Raw genomic sequence first — 17,192 nt, 5'->3', positions numbered from 1 at the left:
TAGGTTAATAGTATAAATTCAACTAAGTCTGATTGGAAAAGAATCAGCTAGTTTCATTAATGTCGAAAGAAACTTTCAAAAAAATTTCGCACTAAAGTATATATTTTCAGAATTCTGTTCAAACTTGTTGCTGAGGTGATGAAAAATGAAAGAAGAAGAAAAACAAACCAAAAAAACAGTACCGATGAAAGGTAAGAATGCTATGAAAAAACGTTGGGTTTATCCTGCAGTGTATCTTAGTTTTGCAGCAGTCATTTTAACATCTGTTCTATGGTATCAAAACGATGCGAAAAATACGGAGAATAATAATACTCCAGAAAGCGCATTAGAAGACGATGGAACAGCAGTACCAGTTTCACTTACAAAAGAAGTATTCCAAATGCCAGTCGCTGACCCTGAAGCCATTGAAGTAGTGAAGGATTTCTTTAGTTCAGACGCTACAGCCCAAGAGCAAGAAGCAGCACTAGTATTCTATAACAATATCTACTACCAAAATCGCGGTATCGATCTAGCAACAGAAGATGGTAAAGCGTTCGATGTAACCGCTGCACTAAGTGGTAATGTTGTAAAAGTTGCAAAAGACCCTGCACTAGGCTTTGTTGTAGAAGTTGAACATGACAAAGGTGTTGTAACACACTACTCATCATTAGCCTCTGTATCTGTTAAGCAAGGCGACCAAGTGAAACAAGGAGCAGTTCTTGGACAAGCTGGCGAAAATGCTTATGATAAAGACGCAAAAGTTCACGCACACTTCGAAGTCCGCAAAGATGGAGAAGCAGTGGATCCGGTAATGGCTTGGGATCAATCCGTAGCACAGCTAGCAAGCGCTGTTGAAGATTCTCGTAAAGAGATGAAGAAAGCAGAAGAGCAAAAAGCAGCTGAAGAAAAGAAAGCGGCAGAAGAGCAAAAGCCTGCTGAAGAAAAAAAGCCAGCAGCACCAAAAGCCGACGATAAAGGCGGCAAAGACACTAAAGGCACAAAAGACGGTAAAGACGGCAAAGATGCCAACGGTGAACAAGAATCATCATCTCAATCTGCAGAAGACACTGATGCTCCAGCAGAATCAGATGAAACATCAGCAGATGATTCAGGTGCAAACGAATAATTTTAAAATGGAAGCTGTCCTGAGCAAATCGGGGCAGCTTTTTCGTTTTTTAAAGAAATAATGAAGATTTTGCTCGGCAAAATGGACGATTTGAAAAGGTTTGAGCGAACAAGAGGATTCCTGAGCGGTAGTAAAGGTGTTTTGAGCGCAGCGTGAAGATTCTGAGCGTAGATCGGGAATTTTGAGCGAAAGTAAGGTCAGCTTGAGCGAACGTGTAACAGAAAAAAGAACACGTACCGTAAAACTTAAAATCCCCACCAGTTTTCTCAGCCAAACCTCCTTTCACCGATGGATTTTTCAACTGTTTATGGAGGTTTTTTCACAAAAATGGACATTTCCCCTTGTCCCAGTTGAGATTTAGGCATATAACGAAAACTTGGTTAATAAGATGTTACAAAACCTACAATAATTCAATTGAGGGTGAGCGGTGAGAAATCGTACTATGGCTGCGGTGGAAAAAGGGGAAGGGAAGCTATACTTATAAGCCGAAGATGACAACGAAACTTGTCACGTAGCTTGTTCATAGAAGTCTCTATCGCATCTCTCACATCCATTTTAGGGAGGCGAGTGGTGTGCACGATTACATCAAAGAGCGAACCATCAAGATAGGACGGTATATCGTGGAGACAAGAAAAACAGTCCGCATGATCGCAAAAGAATTCGGGGTTTCCAAAAGCACGGTGCATAAAGACCTTACCGAGCGGCTGCCTGAAATTAATCCGGATCTTGCAAATAACGTAAAAGAAATCCTCGAATACCACAAGTCCATCCGCCACTTGCGGGGTGGAGAAGCGACGCGCGTCAAATATAAAAAAGGCGCAGAGGAAGTTGTTCAATAAGTCTACGAATGATAGGGATGTAACATGACACCAAAATCATTATGTGCCTATAGGTCTGATGTCCAATAATTAATTTTTGACAATATTTCACCTTGTTCGACAAACTTGTGATATAATGATAAATTGGATAGAACTTCGATTTTTTACTAAAAATGTCATTATATTGTATGGATGTTTAACAGGGAGGATATAACATGTTTTCAAGGGACGTTGGAATTGACCTTGGTACCGCTAATGTATTGATCTATGTAAAAGGAAAAGGGATTGTGCTTGACGAACCATCCGTCGTTGCGATCGACACGAATACCGGAAAAGCACTCGCTGTTGGAGAAGAAGCCCGCCGCATGGTAGGCCGTACACCAGGCAACATCGTAGCAATTCGTCCGCTGAAAGACGGCGTAATTGCTGACTTTGAAGTAACTGAGCAAATGCTGAAACACTTTATTAATAAAATAAAAGTGAAGGGCGTGTTTGCTAAGCCAAGAATCTTGATCTGTACACCAACGAACATTACGTCCGTAGAGCAAAAAGCCATTAGAGAAGCTGCACAAAAATGCGGCGCTAAGCATATTTTTCTTGAAGAAGAGCCGAAAGTGGCTGCAATTGGGGCGGGGATGGATATCTTCCAGCCAAGCGGCAATATGGTTGTTGACATCGGTGGTGGCACAACTGACGTTGCGGTCTTGAGCATGGGCGATATTGTCACCTCCTCTTCTATTAAAATGGCTGGGGACAAGTTCGATACAGAAATTCTTCAGTACATAAAGAAAGAGTACAAGCTATTGATCGGTGAGCGCACAGCTGAAAACATCAAGCTAAACGTTGCGACGGTTTATCCTGGCGCGCGTGATGAAGAGCTTGAAATCCGCGGCCGTGACATGGTATCCGGCTTGCCGCGTACCATTACCGTTCACTCAAAAGAAATTCAAAAAGCGTTGATGGAGCCTGTGATGGTAATCGTCCAGGCAGCGAAAAGCGTGCTTGAGAAGACGCCGCCAGAATTATCTGCTGACATCATCGACCGTGGCATTATGCTGACAGGCGGAGGAGCACTTCTTCATGGAATCGACCAGCTGTTTGCAGAAGAATTGAAGGTTCCAGTACTGGTTGCCGAAGAGCCAATGAAAGCCGTAGCAAACGGAACAGGCTTAATGCTTGAACATATGGATAAGATTGCGAAAAGAAAAGTGTTTTAATAAAGGAAATGCCGCCCTGGTGGGTGGCATTTTTGGTTTTTAGGTTAGTAAAGAAGTTTGGCGAGTGCCAAGCAACCTGATTTAAAATGATGTTTAGCCAGTTATGATCCTTCAGCTTAATTTATGATCCTTCAAAATTTTTTATGGTCCTTCAACTTGATTTATGAGCCTTCAAAAATTTTTATGATCCTTCAAATTCGTTTATAGGCTTTTCGACAAAACGGTCGCTATGAATCTTCTGGTACAAATTCCTCATTTTAAAAAGGAATCCGTCATTTTTCGCAGAATCTTATTAAGAAATGTAAAAATCTGTCGATATGATCGATGAGACATTTTGTGTCCAGATTACGATTACAGGAGGAATACTCCGTGTTAAGAGGCTTTTATAATGCTGCAGCAGGAATGCTGGCACAGCAGCGCAAACAAGAAATTTTAACGAATAATATGGCGAATGCCAATACGCCTGGATATAAAGCGGACAACGCAAGTCTGCGCACGTTCCCAACGATGCTTCTTCAGCATATGGGGCAAACCGAGATCAACGGTAATAAAATTCCGAACAACCACCCGGTAGGAATACTTTCTACCGGAGTATATGTGCAAGAGACGACTCCAAACTTCATGCAAGGAGATCTCCGCGAGACAGGAATCAAAACGGATCTTGCTCTTTTACAAGGACAAGTACCGGCTGATCCTGAAACGGGACTGCCAGGCGGACTATTTTTCCGGTTGAACGTAAACGGACAAGAGCGTTTTACACGAAACGGCCATTTCTCAGTTGATGCAGAGGGCAGTTTAGTAACGCCTGAAGGACATTATGTTCTTGGAACGGATGGAGAACGAATCACGGTAACAAGCGACAACTTTACATTGAACAAGGACGGCCAGGTGATTGATAACGGTGCGGTCGCAGGACAGATTGATGTTGCCTATGTGGCGAATCCTAACAATCTGGTAAAAGAAGGATCAGGACTTTTCAGACTAGATGGAGAAGCGGCTAGCGCAATTGGCAATCCGGCAATCACGTATAACCTGCAGCAAGGGTTTGTTGAACGCTCTAACGTGAACACAGAACAGACGATGACGGAGATGCTGACGGCATACCGTGCATTTGAAGCGAATCAAAAAGTGCTTCAAGCCTATGACCGTACGATGGAAAAAGCCGCAAATGAAATTGGCCGAATCGGCTAGGGGGATCACGCATGAACCAGTCTATGATTTCAGCAGCAGTGACGATGGGACAGCTTCAGCACAAGCTGGATACCATTTCAAATAACATGGCGAACAGCACGACGAACGGCTACAAACGCCGGGAAGCACAATTTTCTGATCTGCTTTTTCAGCAGATGGAGAGTAAGGCTCTAAACCCTACAGAAGATGGGCGATTGACTCCGAACGGTATCCGGCTCGGCAGCGGCGCGCGTATTTCTTCGACAGCGGTTAGTTTAGAATCAGGAACATTGCAGCAAACGGGACGCTTGCTGGATGTGGCACTTACGCAGCCAGGGTTGTTTTTTCAGATTCAAACGACGGATAACAATGGCGGAGAAGTTGTTCAATATACTCGTGACGGTGCGTTTTATTTATCGCCGTCTGCAGGAAACCCTGATGAGATGGAACTCGTTACGTCAGAAGGGAATCGTGTGATAGGTGTGAACGGCCCGATCACGATTCCTAGTGACCATAATAAAATTACCATTGGACAAAACGGCCAAGTTTCGGTAACGTTAAATAATGGAGCGGTTGTTGAATCAGGACAGCTAGCACTTGCGAATATTATTCGTCCGCAGCTGATGCTTGCAGTCGGACATAATTTCCAAGCGCCACAAGGCATTCCATTAAATCAAGTTATTGAGGAAATAGAAGCTGGAGCAGGCAACTTTGTTCACCAGGGAGTATTGGAATCTTCCAACGTGAACATTTCTACCGAGATGACCGAACTGATTCAAACACAACGTTCATATCAATTTAACGCGCGTTCTCTTACAATTGCTGACCAGATGATGGGGTTGGTAAACGGGCTTCGCTAAATGGGGTAGGTTTGTATGACAACGAATGAAATGCATGAGCAAGAGTTAAATAAAAAAGAAAATCAAAAAACACAGCGATATCAAGAGAAAAAGAGTTCTTCTAAGGAAGAAAAGAAGAAGCTGATTCACCGTGGTACAAAGAGAAGCTTTCCGATATGGCTTCGACTTTTGCTGCTGATCTGCGGGATCGTTGTTTGTTTTGCTATCGGTACAATGGTTGGCTATGGTGTGCTCGGTGACGGAAAGCCGATGAATGTCTTTGAGAAGGAAACATGGACGCACATTATCGACCTTGTAGAAAAAGAGAAGTAAAGATATAATAATAAAACAATGGCAGGATTAAAGGGTCATTGTTTTTCTTTTGATAAAAATTAGTACCAGGTAACAATACCAAGTATAATAAAAGAAAGATAATATAAAAGGCTGTTCGTAAACTTTGTTGTATTGGAAGCAGTTGATTTCCGCTCCAGGATGCTCGCTTTCCGCGGGGCGTGCGGTGAGCCTCCTCGCGCTTTGCGCCTTTAGGAGTCTCACCTGTCCCGCTGATCCCGCAGGAGTCTCGCATCTTGCGCTCCAATCAACTTGTCAAAGAAGTATTTACGTAAAAATTACAATCTTTTAGAAAAGAACCAGAAAAAAGAAAGGTGATGTAGATCATGTTAACCATCGAAGAAATTAAAGAAATTATCCCGCATCGTTATCCATTTTTATTAATTGACCGCATCCTAGAAGTAGACGAAGGACAGCGTGCAGTCGGTATCAAAAATGTAACAGCGAATGAAGAATTTTTTAACGGCCACTTTCCAGAGTACCCAGTAATGCCAGGCGTGTTAATCGTCGAAGCTCTTGCTCAAGTAGGAGCAGTAGCTATGCTAAAAAAAGAAGAAAACCGCGGGAAGCTTGCATTTTTTGCTGGCATCGATAACTGCCGCTTTAAAAAGCAAGTCGTACCAGGCGACCAGCTTCGTCTAGAAGTTGAGATGACACGAGTACGCGGTTCGATCGGTAAAGGCAAAGGAATCGCAACGGTTGATGGACAGGTAGCATGCGAAGTAGAAATCACCTTCGCTTTAGGCAAATAAAGGGGTCTGACCCCAGACAAATACAAAACCCCCCTTTTTGTATTTGTGAAAAAGACACTCAAAAAAGGAGAACTCAGGATTCTATCCGAATCCATGAGTTCTCCTTTACTATTGAAAGTCAGTAAACTTTTCTTTTTACAAAATTTCCTCAGCACACTGCCAATAAAATCATTTTAATCCTTTTTCAAAAAAGTATTCATTTACCATCATAACCAAATAAAGTAAAATTAAGGGGTGAGTCTATTAACTAGCTAGATACAGGGAGAGAAATGCAGATGGGTAAGAGCATCAAAGTTAGAATGCTATTAGTATTTTCAGGGTTGGTTTTGCTTACAGGATTGTTAATTGGTTATTTTTCTAATCAATCATCTGAGGCATTAATAAAAGAAACGGTTAGTAACCAGTCTGAGGGGATTGTTAAGAGAGCCGTACAACTTATAAATACTGAAGAATATGAGAAGGTTTTGAAAGATGGGGAAACAGATTACTACTGGGAATTGCGAAGTCAATTAAATGATATTAGGGAAACAAATGGACTTACCTATTTATATACAATGAAAAAAGCTAAAGCAGAAGAGGGGTATACCTATTCTTATATTGTAGATGGAATGCCCGCAAACTCCGAGGATGCATCTGAAATTGGTGAAGAAGAAAAGGGTATAGAAGATTATCCTGCTATTAAACAGGCATTTAAAACAGGAAAATTAGCAATCGAAATGACTAATACAGAAGAATATGGTGCTATCATATCAGTGTATTTACCAATCAAAAAGAAATCTGGTGAAGTTATTGGGATTGTAGGTTCTGATCAGGATATTTCAAGTGTATATAAAGCGATTTCAGCAAATAAATTGAAGATGGCATTAATCGTTGCAGGGATATTAATTATTGGAATTCTAATTACAGTCATCGTAACGGTCTCTATTACAAGACCAATTCAAATACTTTCTAGAAATGCTGAGGAAATCGGCCGTGGGAATCTTACTGTAAAAATTGATTCAAAAAGAAAAGATGAAATTGGAAGGCTTACAAATTCTTTTAACAAAATGCTGCAGGACTTAAGAGGTATTATCCAGACAATCAACCAATATTCTTTGGCTTTAAACACAACATCAACTGCTCTTTCATTACAGGCAGAAGAAACCAAAGCGGCCAGTAAACAGATAGCCATTACCATGGAAGAGCTTTCAGCAGGATCAACAGCTCAACACCAAACTTTGAAAGAAAGTGTAACTGTAGTCGAAGAAATGACTAAGGGTGTTCAGCATATTGCGGGAGCAGCCGCCCAATCATCGGAGTTTTCTGTTCGTACACTTACAGAAGCGGGACATGGAAATAAAAAGCTGAAAGAAGCAATTCAACAGATGGAGAACATATCAAAGTCAGTCCATCGTTCTTCGTCATCCATTATGACATTGAAAGGACACTCTAAAGAAATTTCAAACATAATCGAAATTATAGACGGAATTTCATCACAAACGAATCTTCTTGCCTTGAATGCTGCGATTGAATCAGCACGTGCAGGGGAGTATGGGAGAGGCTTTGCAGTGGTAGCTGATGAAGTGAGAAAGCTGGCTGAGGAATCCTCCAATTCAACAGAGACGATCAGAGAGTTGATTTCCAGGATAAATCACGATACGAACCGTACATCAGAAGACATGGGTATTGTTTTAAGCGAGGTTAAAGTTGGTCTGGAATCAATTTTTGAAACAGAGAAAGTTTTCAACTCTATTTTAAATTCCGTTGAAGGGGTTGTAAGTCAAGTTCAAGAAGTTACTTCGACATCTGAGGAAATGTCCGCTTCAGCAGAAGAAGTTGCTGCATCTGCTTTGGAAACGGCGAATATTGCAGAACTTGCAGCAGCTGGTACAAGAGATGCTGCTTCTATAACATACAGACAGGATAATCATATTAAAAGTATGTCTCAGTCAATTGGACAGCTTAATGAAATGTCAGAGAAACTAAAAGAACTAACGGGGAATTTTAAACTATAAGCTAAGTGAAGGGCTGGTTCAATAATTTTTGAGCCAGCCCCAATTTGTTTGATGCAGCTTTTTATTTATTGCACGTTATAATACCATCTCTATGCATCTGCTTTCCTCCAGCCATCACTCTAATTTCTTATTTCGCCTTCGCCACAATCCCGTTATGCACTTTTATATAGCCGTGCTTCATAATATCCAGTCCGTTCTCGTACAGATAAAGCCCCATCTGCTCTAACGTCATGAGCTCCCGGTACGTATGGTTCATTACATCCGCCATGATCTCGTAATAAAGCTTGGACCGAAGCTGGGCTCGGGGTGTTGTCATCACAATATAGCCACCCGGCTTTAAGAACTTCCGGTGCCACTCCACAACCTCAGCCTTCATAGAATCAGGGAAGTGCTCAAGTAAACCGACACTCAGCACAATATCAAACTCCGCTCCAAAGGAAAGATTGCGAATGTCATCCACCACATACGATATGTTAAAATCGTCTTTAAAATAAACTTTTTCTCCGCCTGTACTAGGATTTTTCCCTAAGAACGGATAGGATTCAGGGAACTCTGCATACCTCGCATCCCGGCAGAACGCATCATAATCGACCATAACTACTTCACCGCCTGGATACATTGCAGAAAGCTGCATCGCTTCATAACCTTCAGCCGCACCTAAAAATAAAATGCGTGGCTTTTGAACATCCAGCCCTTCAAACAACGCACGTTTTCCGCGAGGATCCCAAATGCCATCCTGTACCCTGTGAACATAATTCCATAAATGAATGCGCAAATAATCTCCGAGCGCTACTTTTACTTCAGAAGGTTTGAAGCTTTTTAAACTATGAAAAAAAGCACCTTTTTTTTCGTGGATTTCAGCAGGAACATCCTTCGAAAACCACTCATGAAAAGACTGGTTGAACATCGTCCAAGAGGTATGAACAGGCAAGGTCTCGCCATGCTCCTTCTCCCAATCCAGTTTATCCTTTGAAAACGAAGTTACTTCATACGGCTTCCCGATGTCATTCCAAGAAACGGTCGACCAGTCATTCACCGTATTTACTTTTACAAACTTCTCATATTCTTTCTGATTTTTATATTGCCGCAAATCCATACGATATGACGGCATCTTTTCCGTTTGACCTAATGTAACTGGGCGATGAACAGCAGTTTCAATCATGTTCTGCCTCCTGTAAAAAGGATTTTCTATATGTATTCCAAAACGGCTGTCCAAAATCCTTTAAATCATGTTTTTTTCGCCCACATGGTAAAATAAGAGAAACAAATCGGAGGGGGAAACAGCCTTGAAAATTATTTTTATCGGTGACAGCATCACAGCTTCTAATAAAAATACAGATCCTGAAAGACTGGGGAACGGCTATGTTCGCATGATTAAAGAAGTGCTGCCAGAGGATGTAAAGGTTATCAACAAAGGCGTCAACGGGCACCGTGTTACAGACCTTGCTTTCCGGTGGGAGCGGGATGTCATTGATTTAGAGCCTGATCTTTTAACGATTTCCATTGGAATCAACGATGTGTGGAGACAGCTGGATAGCCCAGACCTTTCTCAAGTGGATGTTTCTAAATTTGAAGAAGTTTATCGTGAACTGTTGTCACAGCTTCCCGTCACCACAAAACTCATACTCATGGAACCGACGATCATAAAAGAGAACCCGCAATCTCAAGGAAATCAGATACTGATTCCGTATGTAGAAGTCGTTCGCAAGCTAGCCGTGGAGTTTGATGCAGTGCTCGTCCCAACACATGACATTTTTATCAGCCATCTAACAAAAAAACCTGACGTTTCATTAACAACAGACGGTGTACATATGAGAAAAAAAGGGGACGAACTGATGGCAAAAGCTTGGCTAAAAGCAGCAGAATCATTGATTGATCTATAAAATTGACAGGGGTTATGAATATGGGGAACGTTGCACTCACTTTTTTTGAAGAAATTCATCGTGAAGCTCTTAATGCCTTTTATCTAATAGAAGACCAAAAAAAATTTACCGCCATGCCAAGTGATGCCTTGGAACAATGTGAAGAAGATCCTAGCCGAAACCCAGTGGTTATCATGGTATCAGACGTGCCAGTAGGCTTTTTTGTTCTGCATGCAGGTGAGAATATCCGTGATTTTACCGCAAATCCTCATGCCATGGTAATCCGTGCCCTCTCAATCAATCAGTCAGAGCAGGGAAAAGGATATGCGAAAGAAGCGATGCTGCAGCTGCCAGCATTCGTTTCAACCCATTTTCCTGAAATCAATGAATTAATTTTATCGGTAAACTTTAAAAATGAACCTGCCAAAAAGCTGTACGAAAAAGCAGGATTTCAAGATCGCGGTCAGATCAAACATGGACCGGTCGGGCCTCAATATGTGCTGCATTATGATGTATAAAGTCGATTAATATTAAGCCAATATAAAGATGGTTTAGGAAGTGTAAAGTCTCCGTTATGACTTGGTAAATTCCGTCTTTTCGGGTTTTTTTCGTGATATATTCTGAGCAGGGACAAACAAATCCCATACTCATGCAAAAAATCATAATGAAAATCCGAAGGGAGCAATTTTAAGATGAGCAAAACGTTTATGGCGAAAATCGGAGCATCTCTTTTGGCAATTATGTTAATCACTGCATGTAACAACCAGGACGACAACACGGAAGAAGAAACAAACACGGAACAAACTGAAAATCAAGATGAAGAAACATCAACAGAAGAAGGTTCTACTGAAGAAACTTCAACAGATGAGGAATCAACTGAGGAGTCAGCTGAATAAGATATAAAAACGGACCAGGCCTCTACCTTCCAGAGAGGACCTGGTGTTTATTTTTTTGGAGGGAGCGGGGTTCCGGAAATGAAACCTCGTGTCGAAAATCGTGTATATATTAATTAGCATGCGATTATTCATTTTAACGTGCGATTCTAGGTCGCTAACGTGTGATTTTATAAAACAACGTGCGATTATGTGTAAAATCCCTGCCAAAAGCTTCGGCAGGGTTCATTATTATTCTTTGTTTTTGCCTTTATTCTCTTTATCTTTACCTTTTTCTTCGTCTCCACGGTCATTTTTACGATCATCATTCCCTTTTTCTTCTTTATGATCATCATTTTTTCCGCGATCTTCGTTTTTAGCTTCCTCTTTTTTAGGCTGCTCTTTCTTTGATTCTTCTTTCTTCGGCTGTTCCTTTACTGGAGGAGCTTCTTTCTTCACATCTTCTTTCTTAGGATGTTCTTTTTTGGGCTGCTCTTTTTTAGGAGCAGGAACAACAGGCTGCTGCTTTGTTTTCTTCTCTTTTACAGGTACTGCTGTTACTGAAGCAGTGTTTTCATCAGATTCTGTTGTGTCGCCAGTTGGCTCTTCCGCTTCTGGCTCCTCAGCTTCTGGCTCTTGTGCTTCAGGTGTTTCAGTTGAAGAATCTTCTTCCTCAGTAGACTCGTCATCTTCTTTATTCTGCTTCTTCTCATGTTTTGCTATTTTCTTTTCAAGCTTTCCGAAGGCTTTTGCAATATTTTTCGAAAGTGCTTCTTGCGCTTTTGGGTTATCAATCTTTTCAAGAGCAGTCATTAAAGCTACGATATTTTGAAAAAACTTTTTCTCAAGCTCAGTGGCAGTGTCTTCTTCCTCTTCAGCAGCTGCATCCTCTTCTGCAGCTTCTTCGTCAACAGTTGTTTCGTCTTCTGTGCCTTCTTCAGCAGGTGTCTCTTCAGCTGCACCATCTTCGGTTACATCTTCAGCTGTTTCTTCTCCAGAAGCTTCTTCCTCTATTTCAACAGCTTCTTCTTGCTGAGCGATCGCTTCTTCTAAAAGCTTTGTTGCGCCTTCTACATCACCATCTTGTAAAAGAACATTCGCTTCTTTAGTACGTTCAGCTGCAAAATCAGCCAAAAGTTTCGCTTCTTCATAGTCATCTGTCGTTACAGCCAGCTGGATTTTCTCCATCATGATTTTTACAAAATAAAAGAAATCTCCTGGTACTAAGTCTGGTGCTTCTTCTTCCGATGGTTCTTCATCAGCGGGCTCTTCGGATTCAGCAGGTTCCTCATCCTCTGGTGTTGTCGTCTCAGTTGTTTCCTCTGTTTGCGTTTCTTCAGCGGGTTCTTCAACTGGTGTTGCAGCACCTGTGTTAGCCAAAACGGAAGGCCCAAACCCAGTTGTTGCAAGTCCTAACGCTAAAAATGAACTTAAAATCTTCTTCACTTCATTCTCCCTTTCTTATTTAAAGAATTGGAAAACAATAAAAAGACACACTCATGCCGTTTGGCGGAGTGTGCTCCGAAAAAACGGCAGCTGGCTGGCATTGCACGGTGTGCAGAAGCCCCTTTAGCTTTGCGTCGCTACGTTTCCATAGGTTTGCCTTTATCCTTTTACGTTTCCAGTGTGCGTAATTCATGCTTTATATCGGTTAGAAGTGATTTAGTTATAAAGGTTTTAAGGAAAAATGAGAATATTTACCTATTTATTTACAGCCTTATCAGCCGAATGACGCATTTTCCAAAATAAGAAAACATGGGATAATAATTGAAATGAAAGCGCTAACTTAAATGCATTTGTGCAAACGCTTTCACTTATTTGCACAACATTTTAAAAAGGGGGATACAAAGTGAGGAAGAAACAATCGCGTTACGCAGTTTCATGGCTTTTATTATTTACAATGATTTTGCAAACGTTTGCATCTGCACTGCTCATACAGCCAGCGAAAACGACAGCTGAAGAAAGAACGGTGACACTTGTTGGGAGCCTGCAAGACGAACTTGGCGGATCTGGCGAGTGGAATCCAGCTGATCCTGCAACAAAGATGGAGCTGCAGCCAAATGGAAAGTACAAGCTTACAGGAACATTGCCTGCAGGCAGCTATGAATACAAGATCGCTATCAACGGTTCTTGGGATGAGAACTATGGCGTTGATGGAAAAGCGGGTGGTGACAACTACAAACTTACTCTCGATTCTGAAAAAGAGGTAACGTTTATGTATGACGACACGACGCATAAAGTTACAATTCCTGAGCCCCTTCCAACGGAACAGACTCCGCGTATCGTCGGCGACATCCAGCCTGATATTGGTGCTGGCGGCAACTGGTCACCAGGAGAATCCACTGCACTTTTACAAGATGAAGATTTAGACAACATTTACACATATACAACTCAAGTGCCAAAAGGAAAGCACGAGTTTAAAATTGTTCTCGGAAACAGCTGGGATGCGCCTGCATATCCAGGCGGCAACTTTGTATTAAACGTTATAAAAGACGCCGTAATTACGTTCTTTTATAACCATGACACAAAAGAAGTGTACACGAATTATGATCCGGGGTTGCCGGACGGAAGCGTGAACGGGGACAAGCTTTACCATGATACGTGGAACGAAGCATTCCGTGCACCATTTGGAGCAATCAAGGCGGGTGAAGAAGTAACACTTCGTCTTCAAACGAAAAAAGGCGATCTTACTGGCGCCAAATTATACTTACGAAACTACAACTCTGGCAGCACGACTGTAAAAGATATGGAGAACGCCGGATGGACAACCATTAATGGTGAAGAGATCGAGCTTTGGGAAGCTACGGTTACACCTGAAGAAAAAGGCATTTACGGATATAAATTTACGGCACGTGATGGAGATGCTGTAAAAGAATACGGTGAGGACACTGGGGAAGGCGGAAAAGGTGCGGTTGCTGACACAAACGCTGGTCTTTTCCAAATGACCGTTTACGATCCTTCTTATAAAACGCCAGACTGGATGAAAGAGTCTGTCGTTTATCAGATTTTCCCTGACCGTTTTTTCAATGGCAACAAAAAGAACGATACAGCAAAAACAACAGCGCGCGGTGAAGAACCAATAGAACATCAAGAGTGGAGTGAGCTTCCGGACAACCCGCGTCAAGCTGAAACAGAAGGATACGAAGGTGACGAGATCTGGTCAAACGATTTCTTTGGCGGTGACATTGCCGGTGTTCAGAAGAAGCTGGATTACATTCAGTCCCTTGGCGTGAACACTCTCTACCTGAACCCGATCGCGCATGCTGCATCGAACCACAAATACGATGCGACAGACTACAAGGCGCTCGATCCGATGTTTGGAACACCTGAAGAATTTAAAGCTTTTACAAAAGAACTGAAAAAACGCAAGATGCACCTGATCTTAGACGGCGTGTTCAACCACGTTGGCGATGACTCGATCTATTTTGACCGTTACGGAAAATACGATACGGTTGGTGCTTACGAGTATTGGGCGAGCATCTATGACCTTATGAACGAGCAAGGCTTAACAGAAGAAGAAGCGAAGGAACAAACAGAAGAAAAGTTTACAGAGGACGGCCAAAAGTTCAGTTCATACGGCTTCCACAACTGGTTTAACATTGAGAATGATAAAGCGAATGGCGTTTATAAATACCAGGCGTGGTGGGGCTTCGATTCACTTCCGGAGATCAAATCCATTCCTGGAGAAGCAGTAGACTATGATTCTGAACTCAACAACAAACCGTTCGCAGACTACATCATGTATGATGAAGATTCTGCGGCAAAATCTTGGCTGGACCGTGGTGCATCAGGCTGGCGCTTGGATGTAGCGAACGAAGTAGATACTGAGTTTTGGAGAGAGTTCCGTGACGAACTAAAAGAAGGCAAGAAGGATGATCCGCTGATCCTTGGCGAAATCTGGGATGATGCTTCCGAATACTTCCTCGGCGATCTTTACGACTCTGTTATGAACTACCGTTTCCGCGGTGCGATGATTGATTACCTGAAAAACGGAAACGCAAAGGGTGCTGAAAATCAGCTGAACGCTGTTTTTGAAGATTACCCGCAAGAAGCATTCTACGCGCTAATGAACTTAATGGGGTCGCACGATACACCACGTGCTGCTTTCGTCCTTGGAAATGGCACAGATTCTTATGAGCGTGCTGAACTGGATCCGAATTATAACCACGAACTTGGCGTAAAGCGTCTTAAGCTTGCGGCGATTTTACAGATGGGTTATGCCGGAGCGCCGACCGTTTATTACGGAGATGAAGCTGGCGTTACAGGCTCTAAAGATCCCGATGACCGCAGAACATATCCGTGGGGATCAGAAGATAAAGATCTTGTGAAGCATTATCAAGCAATCGGAAAGGTACGTGCTGACTATCATAATCTGTTCAGCTATGGCGAGTTAAATCACTTATACGCTGAAAAAGATGTACTGGCTTATACACGTATTGATAAGAAAAATGCAGCGGTAGTGATCACAAACCGCGGCAGTGAAGAAAAAACAGTTGAGCTAGATGTGAAGAAGCTGATCGTAAACAACGTGAAGCTGACAGATCAGCTCGATAAAACATACAAAGCAAGCGTGAAAGACGGCAAGCTGACAGTAACCGTTCCAGCGATGAGCGGACGCATGCTCGTCTCAGACAAGGGACAGAACTTAAAGAGTCCTGAAGCTGTAACGAACGTGAAAGCAACGGAAGCTAGCCACTCAGTTTCCCTGACTTGGGAAGGCGACGCTAGAAGTTATGCAGTCTACCAAACGACAATCTCTGGTGCTTTTTATGAAAAGGTAGCAGAAACAAATGATAATTCTATCAAAATTGATGGCTTAGATAACGGCCGCAAGTACTATTTCGCGGTTGTTGCAATCAACAAAGACAATAACGAATCTGTAAAAACAGAATCGGATGCAGCAATCCCGCATGTTGCTTTAAAAGATGGAAACTATGAGATTGCAAACGTAACAGAGCTGCAAAACGGTGTGATCGATCTTTCCAAAGTACAAAATGTTTCAGCTGATATTTTTATAAAAGGTGAAACAGAGAGTGATTTAGCGGAAGGTCTGCAAGCCGAACTTCAAGTGAAGGAACCAGGCAAGGACACGTGGACTTCACATCAAGCAAGCTACACAACGCAAAATGGCGAGTTCAACAGTTTCAGCGGTTCATTCCTGCCGTTTAACGAAGGAACGTACGAATACCGTTATGCGTTCTCGACAGATCTAGGAAGAACATGGGTAACGAGTGAAGCGAAATCCGTAACGTTCACAAAAGGTGACGACACAACAGCTCCGGCATCTTCTGTTACACTGGAGCAGCCGGCTCAAGAGTCTGGCCAAGTGAACCTAAAGTGGTCTGTTGAAGGAGCGAACGAGCCATACTTGTTCACCATTGTCCGAGACGGTGAAGTGATTGATCAAATCCTGGATACGAACGCAACCACATACAAAGACTTGAACGTAACAAACGGCAAATCGTATTCATACGAAGTGCACATCTACGACAAAGCAGGTAACAGCGTGAAGTCGAACGCAGTAACTGTAACGCCTGACCTTGTTATGGTAAAAGTAACGATGAAAGTGAACGCACCAGCGTATACACCACAGGGCGTGGACATTACGATGCCGGGCAGCAAAAACGGCTGGAACACAGGTGCGTGGAAGATGACGCGCGGCGGTGCTGTAACGAACGATTATGAATACACGTTCGAAGCGCAAGAAGGTGAAGTAATCACGTACAAGTACGCGAAGAACAGCTCGTGGGATCAAGAAGGGCTTGCTGACCACACACCAGCTAACCCGAACGATGATGACGTGAGCTACTACGGCTATGGTGCTCCAGGAACGGATCTGAGCTTTGTTGTCACGAATCAAGGCGGCAACGAGATGGTCGTTCAAGATAAGATCCTGCGCTGGATCGACATGCCGGTAGTCGTGACATCTCATACAGACGGCCAAATCGTAACCTCTGACACGATCACGTTAAAAGGTAATGCGATTAAAGAAGGCGTGATGACGATCAACGGTGAAACAATCACGATTAATGAGGACATGACGTTCTCACATACAGTTAACTTGACTGGTGGAGAGAACAAGTTGAACATCCACATCGAGCCATCAGAAGAAAACAAATCTGAGATCTTTAAAAACGATGGCGGGGCAATTAGCAAGAACACGAAAGATATTACATTAACCATTAATAAAAACTAGTAAAAGAGATGCTACT

The 17,192-nt window shown here is 42.5% G+C and carries 14 protein-coding genes and 1 riboswitch; of the genes, 12 read left to right on the top strand and 2 right to left on the bottom strand.

From position 1 onward, the window contains the following. Positions 1-145 precede the first annotated feature (145 nt). The 8 genes from ACFQ4X_RS15045 (at position 146) to ACFQ4X_RS15010 (ending at position 8,246) form a co-directional block, all read left to right on the top strand. Positions 146-1,105 (top strand): peptidoglycan DD-metalloendopeptidase family protein, encoded by a 960-nt coding sequence (locus tag ACFQ4X_RS15045; protein ID WP_379836477.1) that lies wholly within the window; start codon positions 146-148, stop codon positions 1,103-1,105. Between the two features lie 572 nt (positions 1,106-1,677). Then, complete coding sequence (gene spoIIID / locus ACFQ4X_RS15040) at positions 1,678-1,944, top strand: sporulation transcriptional regulator SpoIIID (RefSeq protein ID WP_026677325.1); 267 nt, start codon at positions 1,678-1,680, stop codon at positions 1,942-1,944. A gap of 194 nt (positions 1,945-2,138) precedes the next feature. Next, the gene (locus ACFQ4X_RS15035; protein WP_130293169.1) at positions 2,139-3,140 is read left to right on the top strand and encodes a rod shape-determining protein; all 1,002 of its coding nucleotides are present in this window, start codon (positions 2,139-2,141) and stop codon (positions 3,138-3,140) included. A 369-nt stretch (positions 3,141-3,509) separates the two neighbouring features. Then, complete coding sequence (locus ACFQ4X_RS15030) at positions 3,510-4,331, top strand: flagellar hook-basal body protein (protein WP_379836474.1); 822 nt, start codon at positions 3,510-3,512, stop codon at positions 4,329-4,331. An 11-nt stretch (positions 4,332-4,342) separates the two neighbouring features. Further along, positions 4,343-5,170 carry a flagellar hook-basal body protein gene (locus ACFQ4X_RS15025; protein ID WP_379836472.1) on the top strand — a complete coding sequence of 276 codons (828 nt, stop codon included), beginning with the start codon at positions 4,343-4,345 and terminating at the stop codon, positions 5,168-5,170. 15 nt (positions 5,171-5,185) lie between these two features. Further along, positions 5,186-5,482, top strand: a complete 297-nt coding sequence (locus tag ACFQ4X_RS15020; protein WP_379836470.1) for a DNA-directed RNA polymerase subunit beta — start codon at positions 5,186-5,188, stop codon at positions 5,480-5,482. Between the two features lie 344 nt (positions 5,483-5,826). Next, positions 5,827-6,252: a 3-hydroxyacyl-ACP dehydratase FabZ gene (gene fabZ / locus ACFQ4X_RS15015; RefSeq protein WP_066244840.1), complete on the top strand. Its 426-nt coding sequence runs from the start codon at positions 5,827-5,829 to the stop codon at positions 6,250-6,252. A gap of 275 nt (positions 6,253-6,527) precedes the next feature. Continuing rightward, positions 6,528-8,246, top strand: coding sequence for a methyl-accepting chemotaxis protein (locus ACFQ4X_RS15010; protein WP_379836467.1), 1,719 nt, complete (start codon positions 6,528-6,530; stop codon positions 8,244-8,246). Positions 8,247-8,373: 127 nt separating this feature from the next. On the opposite strand, the gene ACFQ4X_RS15005 is transcribed toward ACFQ4X_RS15010, so the two are convergent. Next, on the bottom strand, positions 8,374-9,408 hold the full coding sequence (locus tag ACFQ4X_RS15005) for a class I SAM-dependent methyltransferase (RefSeq protein WP_379836465.1): 1,035 nt from the start codon (positions 9,406-9,408) through the stop codon (positions 8,374-8,376). A gap of 124 nt (positions 9,409-9,532) precedes the next feature. Between ACFQ4X_RS15005 and ACFQ4X_RS15000 the strand changes: the two genes are divergently transcribed. From ACFQ4X_RS15000 to ACFQ4X_RS14990, 3 genes are all read left to right on the top strand, one after another. Further along, positions 9,533-10,129, top strand: a complete 597-nt coding sequence (locus ACFQ4X_RS15000) for an SGNH/GDSL hydrolase family protein (protein ID WP_379836463.1) — start codon at positions 9,533-9,535, stop codon at positions 10,127-10,129. A gap of 20 nt (positions 10,130-10,149) precedes the next feature. Then, complete coding sequence (locus ACFQ4X_RS14995; protein WP_379836461.1) at positions 10,150-10,626, top strand: GNAT family N-acetyltransferase; 477 nt, start codon at positions 10,150-10,152, stop codon at positions 10,624-10,626. 174 nt (positions 10,627-10,800) lie between these two features. Beyond that, positions 10,801-11,004, top strand: a complete 204-nt coding sequence (locus tag ACFQ4X_RS14990; RefSeq protein WP_379836459.1) for a hypothetical protein — start codon at positions 10,801-10,803, stop codon at positions 11,002-11,004. A 228-nt stretch (positions 11,005-11,232) separates the two neighbouring features. Here ACFQ4X_RS14990 and ACFQ4X_RS14985 read toward each other — a convergent pair whose 3' ends face one another. Next, positions 11,233-12,426: a DUF5667 domain-containing protein gene (locus tag ACFQ4X_RS14985; RefSeq protein WP_379836457.1), complete on the bottom strand. Its 1,194-nt coding sequence runs from the start codon at positions 12,424-12,426 to the stop codon at positions 11,233-11,235. An 82-nt stretch (positions 12,427-12,508) separates the two neighbouring features. Beyond that, a riboswitch (cyclic di-GMP riboswitch) is annotated at positions 12,509-12,594 on the bottom strand. 286 nt (positions 12,595-12,880) lie between these two features. On the opposite strand from ACFQ4X_RS14985, the gene ACFQ4X_RS14980 reads away from it, so the two are divergent. Beyond that, positions 12,881-17,176, top strand: a complete 4,296-nt coding sequence (locus ACFQ4X_RS14980) for an alpha-amylase family glycosyl hydrolase (RefSeq protein ID WP_379837182.1) — start codon at positions 12,881-12,883, stop codon at positions 17,174-17,176. The last annotated feature ends 16 nt before the right edge of the window (positions 17,177-17,192 follow it).

Origin of the sequence: Fictibacillus halophilus, from assembly GCF_042680145.1 — a bacterium.
In the GTDB taxonomy this organism is placed as follows: domain Bacteria; phylum Bacillota; class Bacilli; order Bacillales; family Fictibacillaceae; genus Fictibacillus; species Fictibacillus halophilus_A.
Note: the sequence above shows the minus strand (reverse complement) of the source record. Positions and strands in the feature narration are given on the sequence as shown.